Genomic DNA, 25,968 nt, shown 5'->3' with positions numbered 1-25,968 from the left:
GTCGTCGTTCACTGACTGCTCCTTCCTTCGTCTGTCTTGTGTCCGGACCGTTCGACGTCCTTTCGCCCCAACTGCGCGGCGAGTTTCTTCTTCGCCCGGTGCAGCCGGATGCTGACCGCGTTGGAGGTCATCCCGGTGACGTCCGCGATCTGCCGAGGCGCGAGCCCCTCCCACGCCCACAGCTGCAGCACCTCACGGTCCAGCGTCGCGAGGGTGTCGAGCGCGGCGTGCAGGTCGCTGTGATCGGTGTCCCCGGCCGCCGGCCGCGCCTCCTGCGTCCGGATCAGCCGCTCCATCAGCCGGAGCCGACGCCCGTCCGCACGGCGGGCGTTGGACAGACAGCCCCGTGCCACGCCGTAGCACCACGGCAGTACGTCGTCGGGCGCCGGCACGGAATCCGTCCCGGCGCCGGGGACGTCGTCGATACGACGCCACAGCACCAGCATCGTCTCCGCGAGGATGTCCTCGACCAGGTCGGGGCGCGCCCGCCGCAGCAGATACCGGTGCAGCGGTTCCGCCACCACGTGCGCGAGTCTTTCGAAGCGCGCTCGCTGCTTCTGGCGCGCTTCCTCTTCCGTCATGGATTCCACGACCCGTCCTGTCCGGCAGCGGCCGGTTCCTTTCACCGCCCGGTCAGACCGACCCGGAACTCCCCAGCAGGTCGGCCAATTCGGCCTCGTAGAGCAGCGCGGGGTCGAAGCCCATGCCGGTGAAATGGCCCGCCAGCTCCAGGGACAGGATGCCGTGCAGGCGGGTCCAGAAGGTCAGGGCCCGGTGGAGCACGGCGGGCGGAGCGGGGTGGCCGCGGGCCCAGTCGCGGTGGTCGGCGAGGTGGGCGTCGAGCGGAGCGGCCGGCGAAGTCGCAGGTGACTCAAGGGAGTTGAGCGCGCCCAGCAGATGCCCCATGATCTCCGCGGCGATCATGGTGATGTCGTCGGGCGCGTGATACCCGGGCACCGGAGTCCCGTACACGAGGAAGTACCGGTGCGGATCGGCCAGCGCCCACTCCCGCAGCGCGTGCGCGAGCCCCACCACGTCCGCGCCCGCGGCCCGCGCCTGACCCACCCCGTCGGCCAGGCTCCGGTACGCGTCCCTGACCAGCTCGGTGATCAGCTCGTCGCGATTGGCGAAGTACCGGTACAGGGCGGGTCCGGTCATGCCCATGTGCTTGGCGATCGCGTTGAGGGAGAGCGCGGAGGCGCCCGCCGTGGCGATCTGCTCCCAGGCCCGCTCCTTGACCTCCGCACGCACCTGGGCGCGGTAGCGCTCGCGCGGTGTCGTCGCCCCTGCTCCGGCCATGCGACCTGCTCTCCCTCAACTCCCACGTAGTTTCGTTAGAGGCTATCACGAAGGTTATTGACACTCCTTCCGTCGATGCGTTACAACTTCTAACGAACCCGAGAGCAAATAACCATCCAGATACCCCGTCTTGAGGAGAACGCCGTGTTTGAACGCTTGGCCGAACTGGCGATACGCCGGTCCCGACTGGTCCTCGTCGTCGCCGTCGTGGCCGTGGCTCTCATGGGCGTGCTGGGTGCCGGCGCCTTCGGCAAACTGCTCGGCGGCGGCTTCGACGACCCCGCCTCGCAGTCCACCAAGGCCGCGAAGGTCATCGACGACAAGTTCGGCGGGGAGACCAACCTGGTCCTGCTGGTCCGGGCCGACGAGGGCCGCGCCGACGCCCCCGACGCCACCCGCGGCGGACAGAGCCTGGTGGCCGACCTGAAGAAGGAGAAGACGCTCACCAACGTCGTCTCCTACTGGGACACCGACAGCCCCGCCCTGCTCTCCCGGGACGGCCGCGAGGCGATGGTGCTGGCCCATGTGACCGGCGACGAGACCGAGCGCAAGGAGAACGCGACCGAGATCCTCGACGCCTACACCGGCGACGCCGACGGGGGCACGCTCACGGTCGAGGCCGGTGGCGGCGCCGCCGTGAACAGCGAGCTGTCGAAGCAGGTCGTCGACGACCTCGTCCTGGCCGAGTCCATCGCCATCCCGCTGACCCTCGTACTGCTCCTGTTCGTCTTCGGCAGTGTGGTCGCCGCGCTGCTGCCGCTGGCCATCGCGATCATCGCCGTGGTCGGTTCCTTCGCCCAGCTCTTCCTGCTCGGCAGCGTCACCAGCGTCGCCGACACCGCGACCAACCTCACCACCGCGCTGGGCCTGGGCCTCGGGATCGACTACGCCCTGCTGATGGTCAGCCGCTTCCGCGAACAGCTCGCGATGGGGACGAGCGTCGAGGACGCGGTACGGCGCACGGTGGCCACCGCCGGCCGTACCGTCGCGTTCTCCGCGGCGACCGTCGCCGCCGCGCTCGCCGCACTCCTGGTCTTCCCCCAGTACTTCCTGCGCTCCTTCGGCTTCGCCGGGGTTGGGGTCGTCGCCATCGCCGCCCTCAGCACCCTGTTCGTGATGCCGTCCCTGCTGTACGTCCTGGGCCACCGGGTCAACAGCGGACGGCTGCCGTGGGCGAAGCCCGGCCGGTCCGGCTCCCGCGCCCCGCTGTGGGGCCGCCTCGCCCGTACCGTCATGCGGCGGCCCGCGCTCACCGCGCTCCCCGTCCTCGCCGTTCTGCTGGTCGCCGCGAGCCCGCTCCTCGGCATCACCTTCGGCACCCCCGACGAGCGCGTCCTGCCCGAGAACGCCGGCAGCCGCCAGGTCTCCACGGCCCTGCGGGACAACTTCGACGGCAGCGAGGACGCGGCCCTCAACATCGTCATCGACCAGCCCGTGAGCAAGGCCCCGCTGCAGTCGTACGCCACCGAACTCTCCGGCCTCAAGGGCGTCGTCCGCGTCGAGACCAGCACCGGCACCTACACCGGCGGACAGGCGACCGGCCCCGCCGCCCCCTCCCTCGGCCTGCCCGACGCGCAGCGCCTCAGCGTGGTCAGCTCCCTCACCCCGAAGTCGGACGCGGCCCAGGACCTGGTCGAGCAGGTGCGGGCCCTGACCCCGCCGGCCGGCACCCACCCCCTGGTGGGCGGCACGGACGCCGTACTGGTCGACTCCAAGGACTCCATCGGCGGCCGGCTCCCGATCGCCATCGCCCTGATCGCCCTCACCACCTTCGCCCTGCTCTTCCTCTTCACCGGCAGCGTCGTGCAGCCGCTGCGCGCCCTGCTCCTCAACGCGGTCAGCCTGGCGGCCACCCTCGGCGTGATGACCTGGATCTTCCAGGACGGCAACTTCTCCTCCCTGCTCGGCTTCACGGCCCAGCCGATGGAGATGTCGATGACGGTCCTGATGTTCTGCATCGCCTTCGGACTGTCCATGGACTACGAGGTGTTCGTCACCAGCCGCATCAAGGAGCTCCACGACCAGGGCGCCGACAACGAGACCGCCGTCGCCGACGGCCTCGGCCACACCGGACGCATCGTCAGCGCGGCGGCCTTCCTGCTCGCGGTGAGCTTCTTCGCCTTCGGCACCGCCAAGATCAGCTTCATGCAGATGTTCGGCCTGGGCAGCGGCCTGGCCGTCCTCATCGACGCCCTCGCGGTCCGCGGCGTCCTCGTCCCCGCCGCGATGCGCCTCCTGGGCCGCACGGCCTGGTACGCCCCCGGCTTCCTCCGCCGCTTCCACAACCGCTTCGGCCTCAGCGAGGGCGGCCCGGAGCACACGCCCACCACCGGATCCGCCCCCGCCACGACGTCGTACACGAAGGACACGACGGAGGTCTGACGCGACCGCCGACTCCACCGACACCGCTTCGGGCCCGCCTCCGCAAGACGGAGGCGGGCCCGGTCCCGTGCGTGGGGGCGAGGGCGTCAGCGGCGGTGGAGCACGGCCTTCATCAGGCGCCCGGAACCGCGTAGGGCATGTCCAGCAGCACGCTGTGCTTGACGATCTTCCACTCGCCGTCCAGGCGGCGCAGGTCCGTGTCGTAGTACCCGGACTCGATCGGCCGGATGTCGGCCTGGGCGCCGAAGGCACCGGCCGGCCAGCCGTCGGCCGGGCGGGTGAAGGCCCGCACCGAGAAGACGACGAAGTGGGCGTTCAGGTGGGCGCGGTCGCCGTCGACCTCGATGAGATGGTCGGCGGTGAGGTGGTGGCTGGAACCGCCCTCCGGGTGCGGGGCCATGTGGTGCGTGACCCCGTACTCCACCCCCGCCCCGCCGATCAGGGGCTCGCCGAGCGGCTCGTAGCTGTCGGGTCCCGTCCTGGTGTAGGTCTGCACGACCGCCTCGTCGGTGAACAGCGCACCTTGCGTCCTGCCGTCGCGCCGGTCCGTGGCCCGGACGTAGCGGGCCATGACCTCGGCGACCTCGCGCTCGTCGTCCATGGGCGGACTCCTCTCCTCGTGGTGGTCTCCAGCAGACCAGCGCACCCACCCGAAGAGCCATGATCGTTTCCGCACCGAGCGATACCCTGGGGGTATGGATCGCCTGGAGACCCGGGAGCTCGTCTACTTCGTCGCCGTGGCCGAGGAACTGCACTTCAGCCGCGCGGCGGAGCGGCTCGGCATCGCGCAGCCACCGCTGTCCCGGGCGGTGTCCCGGCTGGAGCGCCGCATGGGCGTCCGGCTGCTGGAGCGGACCAGCCGGCGCGTGGAACTCACCCCCGCGGGGCTGGTCTTCCTCGACGAGTGCCGTCGTCTGCTCGACGCCCTGGACACCGCGGTGCGACGCACGCGGCGGGCGGTCCCGCCCACCCGGTTCGTCCTCGCGGTCCGCCCGGGCACCGGCACGGGCCTGCTCGCGCGGATCCTGCGCTCCCACGACGGCCCCGCACCCGAACTCGTCTTCACCCACGACCGGTCGGCCGCCCTGCGCGACGGCACCGCCGACCTCGCCCTGCTGTGCGCGGACAGCGACGACCTCACCGGCCTGCACACCACCGAGGTCGCGGTGGAGGACCCCGTGGCCCTGCTCCCGCGCGACCACCCGCTAGCGGACCGGGCGGCGGTGACCACCACCGAACTCCGCCAGGAACCGGCCTACTTGGAGCACTGCCCGCCGATGGGCCTCGACGAGATCCTCGACCGGGTCGCACTCGGCCGCCTCATCACCGTCGCCGGCTCGGGCACCACCGACCGCCTCACCCGCGAGGTGACCGCCGTCCCCGTCAAGGACCTGCCCCCGACGACCCTCGCCCTCGGCCGGCTCCCGCGGACCACAGGCCCCGAGATCACCGCCTTCGCCCGCACGGCGGAGCGCGTCGCGGCCGAGGAGACCGACTCGGTCCGCCGTATGCCGTGAAGGGTGTGCCGCGCGGCCCCCGATCTCGCCAATCCGCCCGCCGTCAGCTTCCCGACCGGAACCTGTCAGGTTCGTGCGCTTGCATGGCGGGGACTCCGTTCCCCCCACCATGAGGAGTGCCATGACCGATGTTCTGGACGGCACCGTGGACGCGGCCGTTCCCGACTATCCGATGGCCCGGGCGGCCGGGTGTCCGTTCGCGCCGCCGCCGGAGATGCTGCGGCTGCACGCCGAGCGGCCGGTCTCCAAGGTGCGTCTGTGGGACGGGAGTTCGCACTGGCTCGTCACCCGGTACGAGGACCAGCGGGCGCTCTACGGGGACCAGCGGCTCAGCGTCGACACGACCCGGGTGGGCTTCCCGTACCTGAACGCGGCGTTCCGGGAGACGGCGTCCAAGACCCCGCCGTCCTTCCTGAACATGGACGATCCCGAGCACGCGCGGATCCGGCGGATGGTCACCGGGCCCTTCACCGTCAAGCGCATCGAGGCCCTGCGGCCCGCGATCCAGCGGATGACCGACGAACTCGTCGACCGGATGCTGGCCGGTCCGAAACCGGTCGACCTGGTGGAGGCGCTCGCGCTGCCGCTGCCCTCGCTGGTCATCTGCGAACTGCTCGGAGTGCCCTACGACGACCACGAGTTCTTCCAGAGCAACAGCAAGGTGGGGCTGCGCCGGGACGTGCCGGCCGAGGAGGTGCGGGCCGCCTTCGGCGCGCTCTTCCAGTACCTGGACCGCCAGTTGGACGCGAAACTCGCCGACCCCGGCGAGGACATGCTCTCCGAGCTCGCCGCCCGGATGGCGGCCGGAGACCTCAGCCGCACGGACGCGGCCATGCTCGGCATCCTGCTGCTCGGCGCCGGGCACGAGACCAGCGCCAACATGATCGCCCTGGGCGCCCTCGCGTTCATGGAACACCCCGACCAGCTCGCGATCGTCCGCGACACCGACGACCCGAAGGTCCTCGCGAGCGCGGCCGAGGAGATGCTGCGGTATCTCACCGTCGTCCACACCGGCCAGCGCCGCCTCGCCCTGGCGGACCTGGAGATCGGCGGGCAGCTCGTCCGGGCCGGCGAGGGCGTCATCATCCCCGGCGCCACCGGCAACTGGCAGGCCGATGTCTTCCCCGACCCCGAACGCCTCGACGTCCACCGCGACGCCCGCCGCCACATGGCCTTCGGCTTCGGCATCCACCAGTGCCTGGGCCAGCAACTGGCCCGCCTGGAACTGCAGATCGTCTACGGCACCCTCTTCCGCCGCGTCCCCACCCTGCGCCTGGCCACCGGCCTGGACAAGGTCCCGTTCAAGGACGACGGCATCGTCTACGGCGTGTACGAACTGCCGGTGACCTGGTAGAGGTCACCGGCAGCCGCCGCGGTCACCAGTTCAGGGCGTCCGCCATGTTCGCCTGCCAGTACGTGACCTTGATCGAGTCGTCGAGGTAGACGCCCTTGGAGGGCAGCGACGGGTGGGCGGCGGCGGTCGCGTCCGTGTTGAAGTACACCGCCAGGGACTTGGCCGTGTAGCCGTTGGAGCCGCTGCCGTCCGCCGCCGACAGCAGGACGCTCGCGTAGCCCGACTCACCGGGCGCCAGCGTGACCACGGCCTGCGGCTGGGAGTCCTCGATGACCGGCGGGACGGACTGGGCGTCCTGGAACTGGACGGCGGGGTAGTAGACGAGGTCGCAGTTCTTCGAACCGGTGTTGGTGACGGTGAGCAGGAGGTGGTTCAGCGGGCGGGAGACCGCCGTGGCCGTCGTCCGGGTGGCGGAGGGGGAGCAGGGCTTGAGCCGCGAGCCCGAGTCGTCCGAGCCGCCGGAAGTCGAGGTCTTCGAGCCGCCGGAGGTCGACGCCTTGGAGCCGGTGGACCCCGACGAGCCCGAGGTGCCCGACGTCCCGTTCGAACCCGTCGTACCGCCCGTGGAGTCCTTCCCGGCGGAGTCCGACTTGCCCGCCCCCGAGGACGTGCCCCCGCTCGCCTTGGACGGGGACGCGTCGGATGCCGCCGGCACGGAGGTGGACGTGGACCCACCGGCCGCGCCCTCGTCCTTGGTGCCCGTGCCGTCGTTGCAGGCGGTCAGTGTCAGTGTGGCGACCGCGATCGCGGCGGCGGCGAGCATGCGGGCACGGTTGTTACGAGTGGACATGTGATCCCCTGTTTGCGGTACGGGTCTGCGATGCGGGCCGCTCGACCGGGTGCCGGGAGCGGCGTGCTTGGATGACCAGAGCTTGTGGCGTGATCCGTCCCGGCCGCCACCACCGCCGGGACATCCGGAACGCTGGAACGCCTGGAACGCTCTGACCTGTGGGAACAAGCTCCGCCTGGAATGACGGGCCGGAACGTGGAGAGAGGGAGGAACGGTGACGGGCGACGACTTCCCGGCGCTGCTCGGCCGGCTGAAGGACCGTTCCGGGCTCAGTTACGGAGTGCTCGGGAAGCGGCTGCACATGAGCGCGTCCACGCTGCACCGGTACGTCAACGGGGACGCCGTACCGACCGACTACGCGCCCGTGGAGCGGCTCGCCCGGCTGTGCAGGGCGACGCCCGAGGAGCTGGTGGAGCTGCACCGGCAGTGGATCCTCGCGGACGCCCGGCGCGGGCAGAAACCGGGCGAGACGGCTGCCGCCGCGCAGGCCCCTTCCGTCCAGGACGCTTCCGCCCAGGACGCTCCAGCTGAAAAACCTCCCGCCGAGGAAGCTCCGCGCGAGGCGGCTCCCGCTGAGGCAGCTCCCGGCGAGGCCGCTCCCATCGAGGAGGCTCCCGGAGACGTTCCCGACGTCCGGCGCATACCCCCGGAGGATCCCCGTCCGCCGGCCCGCCGTCGCCGTACCGTCGTCCTCGCCGGGACCGCCGTGGTCGCCGCCGTCGCCGCGGCCGCGCTCGTGGTGAACCTCGTGCCCGACGGCAAGCAGGACGACCGCGGCGGGAAGCAGTCCGTGGGGGCCGCCGCCTCCGAATCCCCGAGCGACGGTCCCGCACCCACGAAGCCGACCGGCGCGAAGAGCGAGTCGCCCTCGCCGTCCGCCTCGCGCAGCGGCGGTCCCACCGCTTCGGTCTCCGCCTCCCGGAGCAGCGGGGCGGTGGGCGGCGCCGTCGAGGACGGGGCCACCGCGCCGACCGTCGCGGTCGATCCGTACAAGTGGGAAGACCCGTGCAGCCAGCACTACTTGATCAACCAGAAGCCCGAGACCGTGCCGCCGCCCCCGTCCGAGCCGGACGCGCGCGGGTGGGTCAAGGCGCTCGGCGGGGTCGCCGCCGGGGAGCAGATGCTCGCGCTGACCGTGCAGGGCACCGGGAAGGCCACGGTCGTCCTGGAGTCGCTGCATGTGCGGGTGGTGGACAAGAGCGCCCCGCTCGCCTGGAACGACTTCGAGATGGGCGTCGGCTGCGGTGGCGGGGTGGGCACGGCGTCGTTCGGGGTGGACCTCGACGCCGGCCGGCCCTCGGCCTCGCCCAAGGCGGGCCAGCGCGACTTCCCGTACAAGGTCAGCGAGTCGGACCCCGAGGTCTTCTACGTTTTCGCCGACGCCAAGGCGCACAACGTGAGTTGGTACCTGGAGCTGGAGTGGTCCAGCGGCGACAAGAGCGGTGTGGTCCGCATCGACGACCAGGGCAACCCCTTCCGCACCAGCGGGAACGTGGGGCGGCCCGCGTACAACTACCCGCTCGGTGACTCCGAGTGGGGGCGCAACGAGTACGAGCCCAACGTCCCCGGCTGAGCCGGACCCCGCCGATCCGTGATGGGTGCCACCTCCGCACAGGCCAGGGCGTACGGCCAGATCGCGGCGCCGATCTCCTCGGGCGTGCCGGGACAGTCCCGCCGCAGCCAGTCGATGACCGTGCCCAGGACGGCACCCGCGAGGAACGCGGCGACCGGGTCGTGGGGTGTCTCGGCGGACGGGGTTCCGGCTGAGGGGCTCTCCTCGACCGGGGTCAGGCTGCTGCGGGCCGCGAGGGCGATGTGGTGGAGCAGGTGGTTGATCATCCGGGCGCTGCCCTCGTCGCACAGGAGCGCCCGGTAGAGGGGCGCGTGCGCGGCGACATGCGCGAACAGGCCCGGCATGGGATTGGCCAGCGGCTCCCCGTCGGGCCCGAGCGTGCCGTGCGGAATCGGCGCCGCGGCCACCAACTGCTCGTACGTCGAGGTGCAGGCGGCGACGGCCAGGTCGTGGACGTCCGTGTAGTGCTCGTAGAACGTCGAGCGGTTGACGCCCGCGCGCTTGGTGAGGTCGGCGACCGAGACCTGGCTCAGATCACGCTCGGCGACCAGTTCGCGCAGGGCGGCTTCGAGGGCGGCTCGGGAGCGGAGAACACGTCGGTCCAGGGGTTGCGCCGGCATGGGACCACACTATTCTCTCCCACACCTGATGGATAACCGACATGCGTCGGACAAGGTGCGTCGGACAGGAGGCTCCTCATGGCCACGTACGTTCTCGTGCACGGCGGCGGACACGGCGGGTGGTGCTACCAGCGCGTGGCCCGGCTCCTGCGCTCGGCGGGGCACGACGTGTACGCCCCGACCCTGACCGGCCTGGGCGAGCGGGCGCATCTGCTCGGCCCCGGCGTCGACCTCGACACCCACATCACGGACGTCGTCCAGCTCCTGCGCTACGAGGACCTGCACGAGGTGATCCTGGTGGGCCACAGCTACGGCGGGATGGTCATCACCGGCGTCGCCGACCGCGCCCTCGACCGCGTCGGCCACCTCGTCTACCTGGACGCCGCCACTCCCGCGAACGGCCAGTCCCTCGCCGATCTCGCACCGGAGCTGATGGCGGCCTCGCGGGCCTCGGCCCGGATCGTCGACGGCGTGGAGCTGGTGAACTTCCCCGGCGAGGGGCCCATGCCGCACTTCGGCCTGACCGATCCGGACGACATCGCCTGGCTGGCGCCGAAGATCACCCCGCACCCCTGGAAGTGCTTCGCCCAGCCGCTGCGCCTGACGCACGAGGCGCGGCTGCGCACCCTCCCGCAGTCCCAGATCGTCTGCACGGCGACCCTGCCCTTCCGCGCCCCGGCCGACCTGGAACCCGCCCGGGCGGCCGGCCGCCTCTGGGACATCGACACCGGCCACGACCTGATGATCACCGAACCGGAGTCCGTCGCCGACCTGTTGGGACGCGTGGCGACGGCTGGTCGACCTGCGCCCAGGTGACCCGCATCCGGGTGGGCTACACCTGGGTGACCCGCGAGGCGATGCCCTTCTTGATCGCGACCTCGACGGTCAGGTTGCCGTCCTTGGCCACCGCGTCCAGTTCGTCGGCGGTGCACTTCTCGGCCGACTGGCTCTCGGGGTCGCCGCAGATGTCGCCGCCCCGGATGTCCGTGTCCGTGGCGACGTAGAAGGGACGGCCGTCCACCTCCAGCTTGCCCGGCGCCAGGAAGGTCAGCCTGCCGGTAACCGTGCCGTCGACACGGTTGCCGGAACTGGCGCCCGTACCGGCGGAGGGGGCGGAGGTGGAGGACGGGGCGGAGGTAGGGGCGGAGGAGGGCACGGAGGAAGGGACCGGGGTGGAGCCCGCGGAGGGGTCTTCGGTGGGGCTGGAGGACGGGTCCTCGGCGGGGCCGGACGAGCTGGAGACGGCACTCGGGCTTGACTCCGCGGCCGGGGAGCCGGAGTCGCACGCGGTGAGGAACAGACCGGCGGCGGCCAGCAGGCCGACGGCGGCGAGGGTGCGGGTGCGAGTGCGGCTGAGAGACATGTCGGGGTGCCCTTTCGGCGTGGGGTCGTCGTGGAGCTCACCCTGTGAAATGCCGTACGCGGCAAGGCGGTTCACCGGCGCCCGCCCCTGTTGCACAGTCGAGGTGAACCGTCGGTTTCTGTTACAGAAGATCGACACCCCGGTCGGGTTCGGGGCCGGGGTCAGGCCGCGTCGATCAGTCCCAGGTCCAGCGGGACCAGCGTCGTCGAGGTCAACAGGGCCCGGATCAGATGGTCGTTGAGCGCGTTGCCGACGGGCTCGCCGAGTTCCTCGCGGGTCAGCCAGGGCACCCCGTCCCGGGACAGTCGGGTGCGGACGCCGTTGACCAGGTGCTCGACGCGCTTGTCCGTCCAGCCGGCGGCCGGCTGCAACTCGGCCAGTTCGGCGGCCGTCTGACGCCATGTCAGCGGCTGCGGCCGCGGTTCGTGCAGCAGGTAGCGCCGGCCCAGGACGACCAGGGCGAGCTTCTCCTGCTCGGTGAGGACCCAGATGCGGGGCGGGCGGGTGACGTCCCCGTGCCGCGGCTGGGGCCGTTCGCCCTCCGGGCCGGTGACGTAGACCTCCAGCAGGTGCTCGCGTCCGCGGGAACCGCCGACGAACAGCGGGGTGTAGCCGAGGTCGAGCGGCAGCGGCTCCTCGTCCCGGAACAGCAGCCGGGCGCCGGCGCAACGGATCGGCAGCCGACCCGAGTTGCTCACCCACCAGCGGCCGCCGCGATGGGTCAGCGTGCCCTGGTGGCGGCTCACCTGGGGGTCGTCCTCCCCGAGGCAGACGTGCACCTCGGGCCGGTTGCGCCCGAACAGGACCTCCCGCCCCTCGCCGGGGCCCAGCGTCATGCCGCCGGTCAGCGCGAGCGCGAAGACGGTGCCCGGCAGCGGCGCGGACGCGCCCCGGGCGAGACTGCCGTGGCTCGCGGGGAGCGGACGGCCACCCTGAGCCGACGGGTCCGCGGTCGTCACTGCGGCAGCCGCTTCGCGAGGTTCCGCACCACCACGCCCGCCAACTCCGCGGCGCTGTCGCACAGTTGCCCGCTCGGCTCCGGCGCGTACACCGTGAGCTGGAACAGCTCGATCGTCTCGTCGCCGACGGAGTTCGTGTACGTGCGGTGCGGGGTCCGTACGGTGCAGCTGTCGTCCTCGGCCTCGTCGACCACGTAGTAGCTCTTCGTGCCGGCCACATCCACCGGCTTCCCGTCGTCCGTCAGGGAGTTGTCGCGGCTGTACTGGATCTGCACCTCGCGCTCGCCGTCGTCGCTGGACCAGTCGCAGTCCCAGCCGCCGAAGCCGCGGTCGTCGTTGTCCGCCTCGACCCCGGGCACGCGCTTGAGGGCGGTGGCGTCGAGCAAGGCGCAGGCGTCCACCCGGGCCAGCGAGTCGGCCGCCGGAGGTGACGACCGGCGCGGGACCGGGCCGTCGGCCAGGACGCCGACGACGTGGTCGGTGGCGGCGTCCGCGAGGGCGCACGGGTCGGGGGACGAGGAGGCGAGCCGCTTGCCGATGACCCGGATCTGCTGGCTGTCGGCGGTCTGCACGGCCCGTTCGCAGACGTCCCCGTCCCGCTTGAGGGTGACGACCGTGAGGCCGTCGACGACCCGGGTGGCCTGGACCCCGTCGTACTCGTCCCGGTCGGCGTCGAGGTTGACCTGGAGGTCAGCGGTGTCGTCACCGCTGCTGTTCTCCACCAGGACGTCGCAGCGGTCGATCTCGCCGTAGTCCGGGTCGAGTTCGGTGTCCCCGAACCGGCTCAGCGAGGCCGCGTCGAGCAGCGCGCAGGGGTCCGCCGTGCGGTCGTCGCCGATGGTGCCCGCGGGCCCCGCGGCCGAAGTCGCCGACGAGGACGGGGGTTTCGCGTCGGCACCGGCGGCCCGGTCGCCGCCGCCGTGGGAGTCCCAGGGGCCGAACAGGACGAGCCCGGCCGTGATCGCCCCGGCGGTGACCAGGGCGCCCGCGCTGATCGCCAGGGGGCGCCGACGACGGCGTACCGGACGCGGCAGGCGCAAAGTCAACGCCGAGAGGTCCAGGGTGCGGGTGGAGCGGTCGTGCAGACGGGCCTGGAGGTGCGGGGGCGGCGGGGCCGCCTGCGTCAGGAGCCTGCGGGCCGTGGCCGCGTCGGGGCGGCGGCGGGGGTCCACCTCCAGCAGCGCGGCCAGCGGCTCGGTCAACGGGCCCGCCCGGCGCACGGGTTCGATGTGGCCCTCCACGGCCCGGGCCAGATACGTCATGAGGTGCTCGGCATCCCCGTACGGGGACCGGCCCTCGACCGCCGCGAACAGGGAGGCGCCCAGGGAGAACACGTCCGCCTTCTCTCCCATGGGCAGCCCCTTGGCCAACTCGGGTGCCAGATAACGAGGTTTGCCGCGCACACCGCCCGTCGCGCCGTACGTGCCGCTGTGCGTGACCTCGCTCCACAGGGCCCGGGAGATCCCGAAGTCCGTGAGCCGCGCGACGCCTTCGTCGGTGACGAGGATGTTCTCCGGCGTGACATCGCCGTGCACCACGCCCTCGTTGTGCGACTTCACCAGCGCGTCGGCGATCTGGCAGCCGATCGAACCGGCCTCCTCGGGCGGCAGCGGGCCGCGCTCGGCCATGATCTGGGCGAGGCTGCGCGAGGGGACGTACTCCATGATGATCCAGCAGGTGACGCCCTCGTCTATGTAGTCGAAGACGCCCACGATGTTCGGGTGGTGCAGCCGGCCCGCGTTGCGTGCCTCGCCCATCAGCCGGCGGGTGGCCCGGTCGTCGTCGAGCCGTGCGCACTTGACCGCGACCCGGCGCTGCAGCCGCTCGTCCCAGGCCCGCCACACGACACCCATGCCGCCGCTGCCGATGGACTCCTGCAACAGATACCGGCCGGCGACCCGATCGCCCGCCTCTGGCGTCACCAGCACTGCCCCACTCCTCGCCCACCCCACCCGCCCGCGCGGCCCCGCCGACGGTCACGGAGTGTACTCAGCGTGCACACAGCAGTGACCCTGTTCACAGAACTTCACTGGGAAGAGCGCAGAACCCGCACAGCCGAACCTGGACGTTCTCGTCACTCTGTGTTGATGCGGCGGGTGAAGGGCGGTGCGGACGTGACCGTGCGTACCGCGCACGCGTTCCCGCGAACACGGTCCGTCATACATTCCAGCGCCGCAACGAAGTCCGCCGACCGCACCGAAGAGGTGCCCGCGGGCGCATACTGGTGACAATGACAAAGCCAGCTGCACCGAAGCGCTATTTGCCTACCAGCCCCTTCAAGGCCCCGGTCACGGCAGCTCCCAAGCATTTCGCCGTGGGCGACCGGGTCACACACGACATGTACGGTCTTGGCCGGGTGATCGGCGTCGAAGAAGGTATCGCGACGCTGGTGGACTTCGGATCCGTTCAGCACCGGATCCTCAGTCCGTACTCCAAGATGAGCAAGCTGTAGGACCGCCGTGCCCGGTCGGGCACGGCCGGCCTGCTCATCTCCCTGTAACGATTGGAAGCACTCTCATCGAAACCTCGCTGTTCTCCGCCCCCGAGGGGGCGCACGACCGTGCCGTCGCGGGCTCGCCCACTCCGGTGACCAACCCCTTCCAGGCTCCGGACTTCGCATCGGACTTCGAAGAGGACGAGACCGCCCTGCTCGACGACGACGTCGACGTACCAGTCGTACCCGTCGCGATCGTCACGAGCAGGGGCACGGGTTCGGGCCGGGGCAACAACAACCGGGGCAACGGCTCCTCCCGACGCAGGGCCGGCTGACCCCGAGGCTCTTCAGTACTTCGCGTTCTCCGGCACCGTGATCTGCCGCTCCGACCACCCCATCCGCGTGGTCGCCTCGTAATTCACCGTCGTACCGGCGGTCAGTCCCGCCTCGCGGGCGACGGCCGAGGGAGCGGTCAGGACGGTCTCCTCGGAGAGCAGGGCGCCGGTGGACGGATTCACCACCAGGCGCTGCTCGACCCCGCCCAGCACGGTCTCCGCGTCGACGGGCAGGGTGACGGCCATCCCCTTGCGGCCCAGCGGGTCCGTGGCGGAGGGCTGCACACCGATACCCGGCAGCTCCGCCAGCACGCGGTACGCGGCGGCCCGGGTCGCCGGCGCGACCGGCATCGTGATGAGGTCGGCCGTGTGGCGCAGCATCCAGGCGGTGCGCCCCGCGCTGGTCTCCACGCCCCCCTCCTGTTCGTACAACCGCTCCAGTTCACCGCTCAACTTGTCGGCGTCCGTCGGGAGTTGGCGCAGGTCCTGGTAGGTGATGTTCTCCGGACCGAGCGCGTAGATCTTGTCGTCCGCGTTGGTGTGCAGGACGGTCGGCGTACTCGTCCCGATCGTGTAGCCGAGCCGCATCCGCCCGTCGGTGCCCGCCGGGCCCTCCACCTGACGGGGTGAACCCGCCGCGGTCCAGGCCTTCTTGTCCGCCGGCGTGCGCGGCTCGGTCGTGGCGTCGAGCCCGGACAGCATCAGGCTCTCGGTCCCGGGACGGACCCCGACCGACCATTCGCCGCCCGCGGTGCTGAGCAGGGCATAGCGCCGCCCCTTCTCCCCGACCACGTCCACGTTCACCGTCTGGGTACTGACCTGCCAGTACGTGCCCTCGGCGGCCGGACTCGCCGCCGCCTTCGCGACACCGAGCAGCTCCATACGGCCGTTCACCGCCGCCGAGGCACTCGTGGCCGGCGACCGCGTGCCGGCTTGCTCGCTGGTGGTTCCGTCCGACTGCGTCTGTACGAGGCCGGCGACCACGATCGCCGACGCGGCGACGGTCGCGACCGCACCGAGCGGCAGCAGCCTGGGACGCAGCCAGGCCAGGGGGCGCGGCCCCGAGGTCTCCTCGCGGGCCTCGGCCGTGATGCGGGCCAGGTCCTCGCGCTGGCGCCGGGAGCCGGCCAGCAGCACCGGGTCCAGTTCGTCGGGGCGGGCGTCCGCGAGCGTCTTCATGACGTCGCGCCGCCGCGCGGAGCGTTCCTTCGTGTTCCTCATGCGAGTACTCCTTCGGGGTCGGTGCGGCGCGCGGCCGGGGCGGGCGGAACGGGCAGGGCGTCCATCGCCCGCTCCAGCCGACGGCGGGCGCGGTGCAGCCGGACGGTCAGGGTGGCGGTGGCGCAGCCCAGGACACGCGCGGCGTCCTTCGGGCTCAGTCCGTGCCAGGCGATCAGCGTCAGCAGTTCGCGGTCGGCCTCGGACAGACTCGCCAGTGCCTGCAACGCGGCCTGCCGGTCGATCACGCCCGTCGCCACGTCGGCCGCCTCGGCCCCGCCGCCACTGCCGATGCGCTGGGCCTCCCGCGCGGCCAGGGCGTACTGGTGGCTGTCCCGGCGCCGCAGCTCCCGCACCAGGTTGCGAGCCACGCCGAGCAGCCACGGCAGTTCCGGCTGCGGCACGTCCCGCATCCGTCTCCACGCCACGGTGAAGGTCTCGCTGGTGATGTCCTCCCCGACCTGCCGTCCCACCTGGCTCGTGGCATAGGCGAGTACGCGCGGATAACACTCCTCGTAGACATCCCGGAAGCGTTGGGCTTCAGTCACGCGCCGTCCCTTCGTGTCGGCTCTGTCACCGAGGAATGGGTGGGGCGGCCGGGTTATTACAGGGCGAGGAGAAACGGGGGCGGAAATTCAGCGGCGCCGCAGCGTACGCGAACACCAGCCGATGACCGTGGCGTTGACCAGGGCCCCGAACGCGAGGGAGACGAAGAGCAGGACGGAGCTGTCGGGCAGGAAGAACCACACGAAGCCGGCCGGGGCGGTGGCGAAGGTCGGGACCACGGGCGCGAAGCCGATGTCCGCGTCGGGGTCGAGGAACAGGAACAGCAGCCACCCGAGCAGACCGGCACAGACGGCGAGGTAGGCGAGGGCGACGATGTCGGTGAGGTAGTGGCGCAGCCGCCGGAGCAGGGACGGGGGCGGGGAGGGGGAAGGGGACGAGGACAGGCCGGATCGGCCGGTACCGGTGCCGGTCACAGGGGTCTCCTTGAGCTCGGGGCCGTCAGAGGTGAGGGCCGGGCGGGTTCGGGCGGGTGAGGCCGAGGTCGTAGGCGAGGATCGTCGCCTGGACCCGGTCGCGCAGGCCGAGCTTGCGCAGCAACGCGTTCACGTGCGACTTCACCGTGCCTACGGTGATGCCCAGTTGCTCGGCGATCTCCGCGTTGTTGAGGCCGGTCGCGAGCAGGGCGAGGACGTTGCGCTGGCTGCCGGTGAGGGTGTCCAGCTCACGTGGACCGCTGCCGGGCCGTGCGCCGGTCACCGGGCCCGACGCGTAGTGGCCGATGAGGCGACGGGTCGCCGAGGGCGCGAGCACGCTCTCGCCGGTGGCCACCACCCGGATGCCGTGCAGGAGTTCGGAGGCGTGCACGTCCTTGAGGAGGAACCCGGAGGCACCGGCGCGCAGCGCGTCGAAGACGTACGCGTCGAGGTCGAAGGTGGTCAACACCAGGACGCGGGGCGCGTTCTCGCGCCCGGTGATGATCCGGGTCGCGGCGATACCGTCCAGTTCGGGCATGCGTACGTCCATGACGACGACGTCGGGGGCCAGTTGCTCGGCGAGCCGGACCGCGGCGACACCGTCGGCGGCCTCACCGACGACCGTCATGTCGTCCTCCGCGTCGATCACCGCGGCGAACCCCGCCCGGACGATGCCCTGGTCGTCGACGACCAGCACCTTGAGGCTCATCGTTCCCCCTCCTCGTCGGCCTGCGCGAGCGGCAGCCGCAGACCGAGCGTGCCCGGCGGGCCGGCGGTCAGTGTGCCGCCGAGCGGCGCGATCCGGGCCGTCAGCCGTTCCCGTACGGCGGTGCCGGCGGCGCCCGGGACCCCGGTGGCCGTGATCGTCAACGTACCGTCGGCCGCGTCCAGTTCGAGTACGGCGGGCTCGTCGTCGCCGGTCGCCAGCAGGGTCTCGGCGGCGTGGTAGGCGGCGAGGTCGACCTCGGTGGGGAGGCGGTCCGGCACGCGGTCGGTGAGCCGGATCTCCACGTCGCGGCCGGTGGCCCGGCACTGCTGGGCGAGCAGGTCGAGGGCCTGGAGGGTGGGCTGCGGGCGCAGATCGGTTCCGCCGGTCTCGCCGTCCCGGACGGTGTCGAGCAGGGCACGCATGGCGGCGAGTGCCTCTCGGGCGCGGGTCGCTGTCGCGTCCAGGCGGCCTGCGTGTGCCTCGGCGATCATGTCGGCGGTGCGGGCCAGCACGGTGGTTTCCAGGCCGGTTGCGATGCGCTGGCGCTCGGCCCAGGCGTCTTTTACGGCGGCCTCTGTCCAGGTGGCGAGGTTCTTGGTCTGCGTTGCCTGAGCTGTCCTGTCGCGATTCCGACGCACGGCTCCGACGTAGTGGGCCGCGCCAACTATCAAAGCGACAACGGTAGTTGCTGCTGTGGCTACCAGCCAGGTGGGGAGGGTTGTGCCGCGGTGGAGGACGGCGGTGGTGAGGGCGGTGGTGTGGACGACTGTGGCTGCAATGAGAAATACAGAGATAGGGACTTGGGGTAGTGCGTATGTGCGCGCCGGTGGGGGCTGGTCGCGCCCCGCGGCGGAGCCGCTAATCGATACAGCCCCGCGCCCCTTAGGAGCCTCCACCGCCACGCATGTTGGAATCATGGCCAGCATCGGTGGCAGCAGTACCGGGCCCGTGTAGTCGCCCACCGCCATCGCCATCGGCCACAACAGCGCCATGCCCAACAGGACACCGCGCGCCACCCGCGGAGCGCGCCCCAGCCACAGCAACGCCACCGCCTGGGCCGCTGCCAGCAGTGCGAAGAGGACGCCTGCCGAGACGTGGGAGTTGGTCGATGCCGATCCGTCGCGGATCACCAGTATTCCGAGCAGGGGCTGGGCGAACAGGCCGATCGCGGCTACCACTTGTGCCGCGCGGTAGTTGCGCGGGAGCGCGTCCTCCACCGGGGCCGCGGTGCGGCCGGGCAGGGTCGCGCGTACCTCCCAACCGCCCTCCGGAGTCGGGCCGGTGGTCAGGGTGCCGCCCGCCTCCCGGGCTCGGGAGCGGAGGAAGCCGGTGCCTCGGCCGCCGCCCAGGCCCGCGCCGTGGGCCACGACGCCGGTCGGGGGTGGGGCGCTGGTGACGACGACGTCGGTGCGGGTGTCGCCGTAGCGGCAGAGCACGGTCGTGCGGGCGCCGGGCGCGTGCCGGGCCACGTTGGTGAGGGCCTCGCGGACGATGCCGTAGGCCGCGTCCGCGAGGGCGCCGTCGGGGAGGGGGTCGATCTCGAAGTCGACGGGCTGGTCGAGGCGGCGGAAGCCGGCCACCAGGGCCTTCAACCGCTCCTCCGGGGAGGGGAGTTCCTCGCGGGAGGGGGCCGGGGCCCGTACCGAACCGAGCGCCCGGGTGACCTCACGGCCGGTCTCGACCGCGAACTCCAGGGCTTCGTCGGCCAGTTCGGGGCGCCGCTCGCGCAGTCCGGAGGCCGCGCCCACCGTGACCACCACGGCGGTCAGATGGTGGGCGCTGACATCGTGCAACTCCCGTTCCATCCGGCGCCGTTCGACCGCCGGGAGCCGGTGCCGCTCGGCCTCGGCCCGCTTCAGCAGGTGCTCGGCCGCCTGTCGCGCGTGCCGCCGGCGGCGTACGAACAGGCCCGTGCCGCACGCGGCGGCGTACAGCACCGCCGTCAGGACGAGGTCGAGTCCGTCGCGGTCGCTGAGGCCGTTCAGGGTGATGCCCTGGGCGAGCTGCCAGGCCGCGAGGGTCACCACGCACAGCACGGCGGTGAAGGTGTCGCGCTCGGTCGCCACCGTGAACAGGGCCAGCGCGACGCCCGCCGTGCCCAGGACCGCCGTACCGCCCGTGGGCAGCGGACCGGCGCCGAGGGCGCAGGCGACCGTGACCACCATGAGGGCGACCACCGGATAGGTGCGGCGCAGCGCGAGCGCGGCCGTCACCGGGCCGGCGACCAGGACGGCCACCAGCAGGGCGGACCCGTCCGGGACGGTCCCCCGCGCGAGCGCGGCTCCGGGCCAGACGGCGGCCTGGGCGCAGATCAGCAGGACCGGGAGCAACCGGTCATCGGTTCGATTCATGACGGTTCAAGGCTATGGGCGGGGCCGCGGGGCCCGGCTCAGGCTGAAGGGGGATTCGCGTCTCTTACCTGGGTTGCAGACGCGGGGCGCGAGCGGTCCCGGCCGCCCCCGGGTGGACGACCGGTGGGCCGTCTCTATCTCCGGTTCCACATGGCGATCGTCCCTCCGCCCGAGGACCGCGCCGGGTGCCCGGACCTAGTCTCGATCACATCGAGGAAGCGCCGGACCAGCGCTTCCGCCTCACCCACCCGAACCCACAGGGGGATCTCCCATGTCCAAGCGCGCTCTCGTCTCCTCGCTCCTCGCCGTCGTCGCCGTCGGCGGCATCACCGCCGGTGGCATCGCCATGGCCTCCGCCGCCACCGATCCGACCCTGACCGACGGCTCCGCCCGCTACGTCCCCCCGACCGGCACCCGCGCCGGTACCTTCACCTACACCGCCGAGGTCAGCGACGACTCCGGCATCCGCGGCCTCAACGTCGTGGCCTGGCCCGCGAGTTCGGAGCTGGCCCCGAACGAGGGGGACCTGCGGTACGTGGACGCCGCGAACTGCGTCCGCACCTCGGACGAGACCTCCCGCTGCACCTACACCTTCAAGGTCACCGAGAAGGAGGCCGCCGAGGCCGCCAAGGGCACCTGGAACGTCTCCGCGCTGCTCACGGCCAAGGACGGGAACACGCTGTACGTCCCGGACGCAGCCACCTTCGAGATGGCACGCTGAGCCGACGATTCCCGGATCCGGCGCCTGCTTGACATGGTCGTGTCCGCCGTGAGGAGATCCACGGACACTGATCTTGGGGGAGTTGTCGTGATGTACCTGGCCATGACGCTCGCGGGCGCCGACTCGCCGGGCGAGCATCTTCGGCTGGCCGCCTTCACCGCGGCGGCCGCGACCGTCTTCATCTGGCTGGGGCGCAAGCAGCGCAGCTCCGGTCGGAGCCTGATCGCTCCGAGCGAGACGATGCGCACCACCGACCGGCTGATCCCGCCGCCGGAACCGAGCCGCGGCTACCGGACCTACGGGTGCGCCCTGATCGGCGTGGGGGGTGTCTTCGTGCTGCCGGCGGTGTTCAACTTCGCCGTTGCGATGCACGAACTGCTGGGATGAACCGGCCGCGGGTCCGGCCCGACCTGGGGGCGTCCGCGTGCGGGCGCCGTCCGACCCCCTGTGGATAACCTGCACGCATGACCACCGACCTGGCCCTGCTGTCCCGTGTCGCCTTCCGCGGCCGGGAGATCACCGCGCCCCGGCTGCGCGGGCTGTTGGCGTTGCTGGCGGAGGATCTGCGGGGCGGGTGCAGCACCGGGCGGCTGGCCGAGGGGCTGTGGGGGGACGACGGGGTGCCGGAGCGGCCGGGGAAGGCCGTGCAGGTGCTGGTGTCCCGGGTGCGGGGGCAGTTGGGGGCCGATGTCGTGCTGAGTACGCCCACCGGGTACCGGCTCGGGCTGGCGGCCGAACAGGTCGACAGTTCCGCGCTGTTGCTGTTCGAGGCGGGGAGTGCCGAGCGGGCGCGGGGCGGGGATCACGCGGGGGCGTTGGCGCAGGCCGAGGCGGGTCTTGCGCTGTGGGACGGGAGCGTGGGCGCCGGGGCCGGGGAGGATCTGCACGATCCGGTCGTCGCGCTGCGCCTCGCCCGGGTGCGGACCTTCCGTGCCCTGGTGCGGTCCCGGGCGCTGGCGCTCGCGCGGCTGGGGCGGCCGGAGGAAGCGGTCGGCCCGCTCGGGGAGTTGGCGATCGAGACGCCCCGGGACGAGGAGGTGCTCGCCGAGTTGCTGCGCTGCGAGGCGGTGACCGTCGGACGGGCCGCGGCGCTCGGGCGGTACGACACTTATCGGCGCGAGCTGCGGGAGGAGCTGGGGACCGACCCCGGGCCCGGACTGCGGTCCGTGTACCAGGAGTTGCTCAACGCGGACGCGCCGGCCGTCCGGCACGACGTCCCGCACGAGCCGAACCCGCTGCTCGGCCGGGACGCCGACATCGCCGCCGTCGGCGCGCTGCTGCGGGAGGCCCGGGTGGTCACCGTCATGGGACCGGGCGGGCTGGGCAAGACCCGGCTCTCGCACGCGGTGAGCCGGGCCGCCGCCCAACCCGTCGTGCACTTCGTGCCGTTGGCCGGTGTCACCTCCGACGCCGACGTGGCCGACGAGGTCGCCTCGGCCGTCGGCGCCGGCGAGGGCGGGCGGTTCGCCGGGGGCGGGGACATGGTGAGCGGTATCGTCGCCGCGCTCGGCACCGGCCCGGCCCTGCTGGTGCTGGACAACTGCGAGCACGTCGTCGACGGCGCCGCCGACCTCGTACAGGAACTCGTGTCGCGGTCCAAGGAGTTGCGGATCCTGGCCACCAGCAGGGCGCCGCTGGGCCTGAGTTCGGAGTCCGTGTACGCGCTGCCCGAGCTGTCGCTCACCACCTCGGTCGAGCTGTTCGAGCAGCGGGCGCGGGCCGCGCGGCCCGGTGTGGAGCTGGACCCCGAGCGGGTCGCCGAGATCTGCCGGCATCTGGACGGTCTGCCGCTCGCCGTCGAACTCGCCGCGGCCCGCGTACGGGTGCTGTCCGTGGCCGACATCTCGCGCCGGCTGCGGGACCGCTTCGCGCTGCTGCGCGGCGGCGCCCGGGACGCGCCCGAGCGGCACCGCACCCTGCGCGCCGTGGTCGACTGGAGCTGGAACCTGCTGGAGCCCGAGGGCCGGGCCGCGCTGCGCGCCCTGTCGGTGTTCCCCGGCGGCTTCTCCGAGGAGGCCGCGGAGTACGTGCTCGGCGAGAGCGACGACGCGCTGACCCTGCTGGAGCAGCTGGCCGGCCAGTCCCTGCTCAAGGTGGGCGACAGCCCCGCCGGCGTCCGCTTCCATCTCCTGGAGACGCTACGGGAGTTCAGCTCCGCCCGGCGCACCGAGGCCGGCGAGGAGGACGTGGTCACCGACCGGTTCCTGCGCTGGGCGCGGGACTTCGGGCGGGCCCACCACGATGCCCTGTTCGCCCCCGACCCGTTGCCCGCCTGGCACCGCATCCGCGCCGAACGCGACAACCTCGTCCTGGCCCTGCGCCACGCGCTGGCCCGCGCCGACGGACCCGCCACCGCCGCGGTCACCGCCGTACTGGCCTCCCTGTGGGTCACCGACTCCAGCTTCGCCCGGGTCATCACCCTGTGCGCCGAGACCGGCGGACCGCTGTCCCACTTCCGCCCCGGACCCGACAGCCCCGCGGACGTGGAGACCGCCCGCACCGCCGCCACCATGTGCGCGGGCGCCCTCTTCATGGGCCTGGGCCCGCACGCCGTACGGCAGCTCGCCACCGTGCGCCGGCTGCCGCCCGCCCCGCCGGACACGGTCGTGCGCGCGATGGCCGTGGTGCTGACCGCCACCCCGGACATGCGCCCGCCCGAGTACGAACGCCTCCAGGAACTCTGCGCGTCCGACGCGCCCCTGCTGTCGGGCATGGCCTGGGGCGTCCTCAGTTACGCCTGGGAGGCCGAGCACCAGACCGAGCGCGCGCTGGAGTGCGCCCGCCATATGCCCGACACCTTGGGCGAGTTGGCCAATCCGGCCATGCGGCTGCTCAGCCACGGTCGGATCAGCGAACTGTGCATGCAGGCCGAGCGGGGCGCGGAGGCGTACGACCATCTGCGGGCCGCGCTGCGCACGTTGGAGGAGTTCGACGGCTGGCCGGACTCGATCGGCGTCCGCTGGGGCCTGGTGCTGGCCTGTCTGCAGCGCGGGGAGGTCGACGAGGCGGAGTACTGGCTCGGGCTCGCGACGCTCGACCAGCAGCCGGAGTCCGTCCGGCTCTACGCCCCCGATCTGGCCGCCCGCGCGGAGATCGCGCTGACCCGCGGGCTGACCGAGGTCGGGCTCGGGCTGTGGCGCCGGGCCGTGGAGCGGATCCGGGAGGACAGCGCGGTGCTCGCCCTGCGCGACGGCGATCCGTTCGTGGACCCGTGGGTGCTGATGGTGCAGTCGGCCACGGTGGCCGCGCACGCGCAGCAGGGCCGGCCGGAGCCGGTGGCCGCGCTGGCACGGCAGTTGCGGGAGCGGCTGCTCGCGATGCTGTCCGGTTCCTCCGGCTCCGGTTCCGCCGGTTCCGCCGACCCCGCGGAGAGCGGCTCCCCTCTTGAACATCAGGTCCACGGCTCGATGTTGACCGCGCTCGGCTTCACCGCGCTGGCCGAGGGCGACCCGGCGGCCGTACGGCTGATGGCGCTGGCCGAACGGATGCCGGCGGTACGGGAGTTCCCCACCCTGTCCTCGACCCGGTCCCGGCAGGCGGCCGAGAACGCCGACAGGGCGGCCTACGACGACGCGAGGTCGACGTACGCCACCCTGGACCGGGAGGAGCTGCGGGCCGCCGCACTGCACGAGCTCAGTGCCGGGGCTCGCGGTTGAACTTGGCCTTGGACCAGAAGTAGCCGATCGCGGTCATGGCCAGGCACCAGCCGACAGCCAGCAGCGCGTTCTTGGTGCCGCTCTCGGTGCCGAGGAGGAGGCCGCGGAGGGTCTCGATGGCGGGTGAGAAGGGCTGGTACTCGGCGAACCAGCGGAACCAGCCGGGCATGGCGTCGACGGGGACGAAGGCGCTGGACAGGAAGGGCAGCATGATCAGGGGGGTGCCGATGTTGCTGGCGCCCTCGGGGTTGGGGCTGATGAGTCCGATGCCGACGGCGAGCCAGGTCAGGGCGAGGGCGACCAGGGCCATCAGACCGGCCGCCGCGATCCACTCCACGGGTGAGGCATCGGGCCGGAAGCCGATGGCCAGACCGATCCCCAGGACGAGCACCAGCGCCATCATGGTCTGGATGACACTGCCGATGACGTGTCCGATCAGCACGGAGGCGCGGGAGATCGCCATGGTGCGGAAGCGGGCCATGATGCCCTCGGTCATGTCAGTGCACACGGCGACCGCGGTGCCCAGCGAGGTCATGGCGACGGTGAGGAAGAGGATGCCGGGCACGAGGTAGGCGATGTACTCGGAGCGGTCGGCTGGGCCGCCGGTGATGCCGGCGCTCATCACGTTGCCGAAGACGTAGACGAACAGCAGCAGGAGGATGACGGGGGTGAGCAGGAGGTTGAGGGTGAGCGAGGGGTAGCGGCGGGCGTGCAGGAGGTTGCGCCGCAGCATGGTCATGTTGTCGCGGAAGGCGTAGGTCGCGGTACTCATCGGACGGTCTCCTTGGCGGTGGCGGAGTCGGGGGACGCGGTGGTGTCGCTGGACGCGCTGACGGGGTTGCCGGTGAGGGCGAAGAACACGTCGTCCAGGTCGGGGGTGTGTACGGAGAGTTCGTCGGCCTCGATGCCGGCCGCGTCCAGCCAGTCCAGGACGGCGCGCAGTTCGCGCTGGCTGCCGTCGCTGGGGATCTGCAGGGTGAGCGCCTCGTCGTCGCGGGTGGTCTCGCGCAGGGCGGTCGCGGCCCGCTCGTAGGCCACCGGGTCGGCGAACCGCAGCCGCACATGGCCGCCGGGCACCAGCCGCTTGAGCTCGGCCGCGCTGCCCTCGGCGACCAGCTTGCCGTTGTTCAGCACGGCGATGCGGTCGGCGAGTTGGTCGGCCTCCTCCAGGTACTGGGTGGTGAGGAAGACAGTCGTGCCGCCGGAGACCAGCTCGCGGATGATCTGCCACATGGTGTGCCGGGAGCGGGGGTCGAGGCCGGTGGTGGGCTCGTCGAGGAAGATGATCCGCGGGCTGCCGACCAGGGTCATGGCGATGTCCAGGCGCCGCTTCATCCCGCCGGAGTAGGTCGAGGCGGGCTTCTTGGCCGCCTCCACCAGGTCGAAGCGCTCCAGGAGTTGGGCGGTGACGCGCCGGCCCTCGGCCTTGGACAGGTGGTGCAGGTCGGCCATCAGGAGCATGTTCTCCTCGCCGGTGATCAGCCCGTCCACCGCGGAGAACTGCCCGGTGACCCCGATCGCACCCCGCACGGCCTGGGCCGCGCCGGTGATGTCGTGGCCGTCGATCCGCGCCACACCGCCGTCCGCGGAGATCAGCGTGGACAGGATGTTGACCACGGTCGTCTTGCCCGCGCCGTTCGGCCCGAGGAGGGAGAAGATCGTGCCGGCCGGCACGGTCAGGTCGATGCCGTCGAGGACGGTCTTGTC

The 25,968-nt window shown here is 72.1% G+C and carries 25 protein-coding genes; 10 read left to right on the top strand and 15 right to left on the bottom strand.

Annotation, left to right across the window (positions count from 1 at the left end; genetic code table 11):
* Positions 1–8: 8 nt before the first annotated feature.
* Both ACWDR3_RS37565 and ACWDR3_RS37560 read right to left on the bottom strand, forming a co-directional pair.
* A complete protein-coding gene (locus ACWDR3_RS37565; protein WP_450357062.1) occupies positions 9–581 on the bottom strand; it encodes an RNA polymerase sigma factor in 573 nt (190 codons plus the stop codon).
* 52 nt (positions 582–633) lie between these two features.
* Positions 634–1,299: a TetR/AcrR family transcriptional regulator gene (locus tag ACWDR3_RS37560; RefSeq protein WP_450357061.1), complete on the bottom strand. Its 666-nt coding sequence runs from the start codon at positions 1,297–1,299 to the stop codon at positions 634–636.
* Positions 1,300–1,443: 144 nt separating this feature from the next.
* On the opposite strand from ACWDR3_RS37560, the gene ACWDR3_RS37555 reads away from it, so the two are divergent.
* Positions 1,444–3,681: an MMPL family transporter gene (locus ACWDR3_RS37555; RefSeq protein ID WP_450357060.1), complete on the top strand. Its 2,238-nt coding sequence runs from the start codon at positions 1,444–1,446 to the stop codon at positions 3,679–3,681.
* 112 nt (positions 3,682–3,793) lie between these two features.
* On the opposite strand, the gene ACWDR3_RS37550 is transcribed toward ACWDR3_RS37555, so the two are convergent.
* Positions 3,794–4,282, bottom strand: coding sequence for a nuclear transport factor 2 family protein (locus tag ACWDR3_RS37550; protein WP_450357059.1), 489 nt, complete (start codon positions 4,280–4,282; stop codon positions 3,794–3,796).
* A 94-nt stretch (positions 4,283–4,376) separates the two neighbouring features.
* Between ACWDR3_RS37550 and ACWDR3_RS37545 the strand changes: the two genes are divergently transcribed.
* Together ACWDR3_RS37545 and ACWDR3_RS37540 are read left to right on the top strand one after the other, a co-directional pair.
* On the top strand, positions 4,377–5,198 hold the full coding sequence (locus ACWDR3_RS37545; RefSeq protein ID WP_450357058.1) for a LysR family transcriptional regulator: 822 nt from the start codon (positions 4,377–4,379) through the stop codon (positions 5,196–5,198).
* Positions 5,199–5,319: 121 nt separating this feature from the next.
* On the top strand, positions 5,320–6,552 hold the full coding sequence (locus tag ACWDR3_RS37540) for a cytochrome P450 (protein WP_450357057.1): 1,233 nt from the start codon (positions 5,320–5,322) through the stop codon (positions 6,550–6,552).
* 22 nt (positions 6,553–6,574) lie between these two features.
* Here ACWDR3_RS37540 and ACWDR3_RS37535 read toward each other — a convergent pair whose 3' ends face one another.
* Positions 6,575–7,342, bottom strand: coding sequence for a DUF4232 domain-containing protein (locus ACWDR3_RS37535; RefSeq protein ID WP_450357056.1), 768 nt, complete (start codon positions 7,340–7,342; stop codon positions 6,575–6,577).
* A 214-nt stretch (positions 7,343–7,556) separates the two neighbouring features.
* Between ACWDR3_RS37535 and ACWDR3_RS37530 the strand changes: the two genes are divergently transcribed.
* Positions 7,557–8,915 (top strand): helix-turn-helix domain-containing protein, encoded by a 1,359-nt coding sequence (locus ACWDR3_RS37530; RefSeq protein WP_450357055.1) that lies wholly within the window; start codon positions 7,557–7,559, stop codon positions 8,913–8,915.
* On the opposite strand, the gene ACWDR3_RS37525 is transcribed toward ACWDR3_RS37530, so the two are convergent.
* Positions 8,855–9,535: a TetR/AcrR family transcriptional regulator gene (locus ACWDR3_RS37525; protein ID WP_450357054.1), complete on the bottom strand. Its 681-nt coding sequence runs from the start codon at positions 9,533–9,535 to the stop codon at positions 8,855–8,857. The two genes, ACWDR3_RS37530 and ACWDR3_RS37525, sit on opposite strands and share 61 nt — an antisense overlap.
* Before the next feature lie 78 nt (positions 9,536–9,613).
* Here ACWDR3_RS37525 and ACWDR3_RS37520 point away from each other — a divergent pair, with 78 nt between their 5' ends.
* Positions 9,614–10,351, top strand: coding sequence for an alpha/beta fold hydrolase (locus ACWDR3_RS37520; RefSeq protein ID WP_450357053.1), 738 nt, complete (start codon positions 9,614–9,616; stop codon positions 10,349–10,351).
* A gap of 16 nt (positions 10,352–10,367) precedes the next feature.
* Here ACWDR3_RS37520 and ACWDR3_RS37515 read toward each other — a convergent pair whose 3' ends face one another.
* From ACWDR3_RS37515 to ACWDR3_RS37505, 3 genes are all read right to left on the bottom strand, one after another.
* Positions 10,368–10,898 (bottom strand): hypothetical protein, encoded by a 531-nt coding sequence (locus tag ACWDR3_RS37515; RefSeq protein WP_450357052.1) that lies wholly within the window; start codon positions 10,896–10,898, stop codon positions 10,368–10,370.
* A gap of 161 nt (positions 10,899–11,059) precedes the next feature.
* The gene (locus ACWDR3_RS37510) at positions 11,060–11,857 is read right to left on the bottom strand and encodes an FHA domain-containing protein (protein WP_450357051.1); all 798 of its coding nucleotides are present in this window, start codon (positions 11,855–11,857) and stop codon (positions 11,060–11,062) included.
* On the bottom strand, positions 11,854–13,785 hold the full coding sequence (locus tag ACWDR3_RS37505; protein WP_450357050.1) for a protein kinase domain-containing protein: 1,932 nt from the start codon (positions 13,783–13,785) through the stop codon (positions 11,854–11,856). Before ACWDR3_RS37505 ends, ACWDR3_RS37510 begins: the two co-directional genes overlap by 4 nt.
* A gap of 302 nt (positions 13,786–14,087) precedes the next feature.
* On the opposite strand from ACWDR3_RS37505, the gene ACWDR3_RS37500 reads away from it, so the two are divergent.
* Positions 14,088–14,309: a hypothetical protein gene (locus ACWDR3_RS37500; RefSeq protein ID WP_123998827.1), complete on the top strand. Its 222-nt coding sequence runs from the start codon at positions 14,088–14,090 to the stop codon at positions 14,307–14,309.
* Positions 14,310–14,443: 134 nt separating this feature from the next.
* Complete coding sequence (locus ACWDR3_RS37495) at positions 14,444–14,626, top strand: hypothetical protein (RefSeq protein WP_450357049.1); 183 nt, start codon at positions 14,444–14,446, stop codon at positions 14,624–14,626.
* A 12-nt stretch (positions 14,627–14,638) separates the two neighbouring features.
* Here the strand turns inward: ACWDR3_RS37495 and ACWDR3_RS37490 are convergent, their stop codons facing one another.
* From ACWDR3_RS37490 to ACWDR3_RS37470, 5 genes are all read right to left on the bottom strand, one after another.
* The gene (locus ACWDR3_RS37490) at positions 14,639–15,847 is read right to left on the bottom strand and encodes a CU044_5270 family protein (protein ID WP_450357048.1); all 1,209 of its coding nucleotides are present in this window, start codon (positions 15,845–15,847) and stop codon (positions 14,639–14,641) included.
* Positions 15,844–16,392, bottom strand: a complete 549-nt coding sequence (locus ACWDR3_RS37485; protein WP_450357047.1) for an RNA polymerase sigma factor — start codon at positions 16,390–16,392, stop codon at positions 15,844–15,846. The genes ACWDR3_RS37490 and ACWDR3_RS37485 overlap by 4 nt, the downstream gene beginning before the upstream one ends.
* Before the next feature lie 87 nt (positions 16,393–16,479).
* Positions 16,480–16,824 (bottom strand): SCO4225 family membrane protein, encoded by a 345-nt coding sequence (locus tag ACWDR3_RS37480; RefSeq protein ID WP_450357046.1) that lies wholly within the window; start codon positions 16,822–16,824, stop codon positions 16,480–16,482.
* Between the two features lie 25 nt (positions 16,825–16,849).
* Positions 16,850–17,533: a response regulator gene (locus ACWDR3_RS37475; RefSeq protein ID WP_450357045.1), complete on the bottom strand. Its 684-nt coding sequence runs from the start codon at positions 17,531–17,533 to the stop codon at positions 16,850–16,852.
* On the bottom strand, positions 17,530–19,884 hold the full coding sequence (locus ACWDR3_RS37470) for a histidine kinase (RefSeq protein WP_450357044.1): 2,355 nt from the start codon (positions 19,882–19,884) through the stop codon (positions 17,530–17,532). The genes ACWDR3_RS37475 and ACWDR3_RS37470 overlap by 4 nt, the downstream gene beginning before the upstream one ends.
* 271 nt (positions 19,885–20,155) lie before the next feature.
* On the opposite strand from ACWDR3_RS37470, the gene ACWDR3_RS37465 reads away from it, so the two are divergent.
* The 3 genes from ACWDR3_RS37465 to ACWDR3_RS37455 all read left to right on the top strand — a co-directional run bounded on the left by ACWDR3_RS37465 (position 20,156) and on the right by ACWDR3_RS37455 (position 24,261).
* A complete protein-coding gene (locus tag ACWDR3_RS37465; RefSeq protein WP_450357043.1) occupies positions 20,156–20,605 on the top strand; it encodes a DUF5707 domain-containing protein in 450 nt (149 codons plus the stop codon).
* Between the two features lie 90 nt (positions 20,606–20,695).
* Entirely contained in the window at positions 20,696–20,992 is a 297-nt protein-coding gene (locus tag ACWDR3_RS37460; RefSeq protein ID WP_450357042.1) for a hypothetical protein, read from the top strand.
* A gap of 77 nt (positions 20,993–21,069) precedes the next feature.
* The gene (locus ACWDR3_RS37455) at positions 21,070–24,261 is read left to right on the top strand and encodes an ATP-binding protein (protein ID WP_450357041.1); all 3,192 of its coding nucleotides are present in this window, start codon (positions 21,070–21,072) and stop codon (positions 24,259–24,261) included.
* Here the strand turns inward: ACWDR3_RS37455 and ACWDR3_RS37450 are convergent.
* Positions 24,239–25,033, bottom strand: a complete 795-nt coding sequence (locus ACWDR3_RS37450) for an ABC transporter permease (protein WP_450357040.1) — start codon at positions 25,031–25,033, stop codon at positions 24,239–24,241. The two genes, ACWDR3_RS37455 and ACWDR3_RS37450, sit on opposite strands and share 23 nt — an antisense overlap.
* Positions 25,030–25,968 (bottom strand): ATP-binding cassette domain-containing protein (locus ACWDR3_RS37445; protein WP_450357039.1); only part of this gene is annotated, 939 nt, incomplete at its 5' end. The genes ACWDR3_RS37445 and ACWDR3_RS37450, both read right to left, overlap by 4 nt.

It is taken from the genome of Streptomyces sp. NPDC001002 (assembly GCF_053599215.1).
Note: the sequence above shows the minus strand (reverse complement) of the source record. Positions and strands in the feature narration are given on the sequence as shown.

Excerpts from the sequence above, each read along its gene's own strand:
- ACWDR3_RS37525 (WP_450357054.1), bottom strand. The coding sequence starts at position 9,535 with ATGCCGGCGCAACCCCTGGACCGACGTGTTCTCCGCTCCCGAGCCGCC.
- ACWDR3_RS37470 (WP_450357044.1), bottom strand. The coding sequence starts at position 19,884 with ATGAATCGAACCGATGACCGGTTGCTCCCGGTCCTGCTGATCTGCGCC.
- ACWDR3_RS37540 (WP_450357057.1), top strand. The coding sequence starts at position 5,320 with ATGACCGATGTTCTGGACGGCACCGTGGACGCGGCCGTTCCCGACTAT.
- ACWDR3_RS37465 (WP_450357043.1), top strand. The coding sequence starts at position 20,156 with ATGTCCAAGCGCGCTCTCGTCTCCTCGCTCCTCGCCGTCGTCGCCGTC.
- ACWDR3_RS37520 (WP_450357053.1), top strand. The coding sequence starts at position 9,614 with ATGGCCACGTACGTTCTCGTGCACGGCGGCGGACACGGCGGGTGGTGC.
- ACWDR3_RS37550 (WP_450357059.1), bottom strand. The coding sequence starts at position 4,282 with ATGGACGACGAGCGCGAGGTCGCCGAGGTCATGGCCCGCTACGTCCGG.
- ACWDR3_RS37560 (WP_450357061.1), bottom strand. The coding sequence starts at position 1,299 with ATGGCCGGAGCAGGGGCGACGACACCGCGCGAGCGCTACCGCGCCCAG.
- ACWDR3_RS37500 (WP_123998827.1), top strand. The coding sequence starts at position 14,088 with ATGACAAAGCCAGCTGCACCGAAGCGCTATTTGCCTACCAGCCCCTTC.
- ACWDR3_RS37565 (WP_450357062.1), bottom strand. The coding sequence starts at position 581 with ATGACGGAAGAGGAAGCGCGCCAGAAGCAGCGAGCGCGCTTCGAAAGA.
- ACWDR3_RS37455 (WP_450357041.1), top strand. The coding sequence starts at position 21,070 with ATGACCACCGACCTGGCCCTGCTGTCCCGTGTCGCCTTCCGCGGCCGG.
- ACWDR3_RS37475 (WP_450357045.1), bottom strand. The coding sequence starts at position 17,533 with ATGAGCCTCAAGGTGCTGGTCGTCGACGACCAGGGCATCGTCCGGGCG.
- ACWDR3_RS37460 (WP_450357042.1), top strand. The coding sequence starts at position 20,696 with ATGTACCTGGCCATGACGCTCGCGGGCGCCGACTCGCCGGGCGAGCAT.
- ACWDR3_RS37490 (WP_450357048.1), bottom strand. The coding sequence starts at position 15,847 with ATGAGGAACACGAAGGAACGCTCCGCGCGGCGGCGCGACGTCATGAAG.
- ACWDR3_RS37515 (WP_450357052.1), bottom strand. The coding sequence starts at position 10,898 with ATGTCTCTCAGCCGCACTCGCACCCGCACCCTCGCCGCCGTCGGCCTG.
- ACWDR3_RS37450 (WP_450357040.1), bottom strand. The coding sequence starts at position 25,033 with ATGAGTACCGCGACCTACGCCTTCCGCGACAACATGACCATGCTGCGG.
- ACWDR3_RS37535 (WP_450357056.1), bottom strand. The coding sequence starts at position 7,342 with ATGTCCACTCGTAACAACCGTGCCCGCATGCTCGCCGCCGCCGCGATC.
- ACWDR3_RS37545 (WP_450357058.1), top strand. The coding sequence starts at position 4,377 with ATGGATCGCCTGGAGACCCGGGAGCTCGTCTACTTCGTCGCCGTGGCC.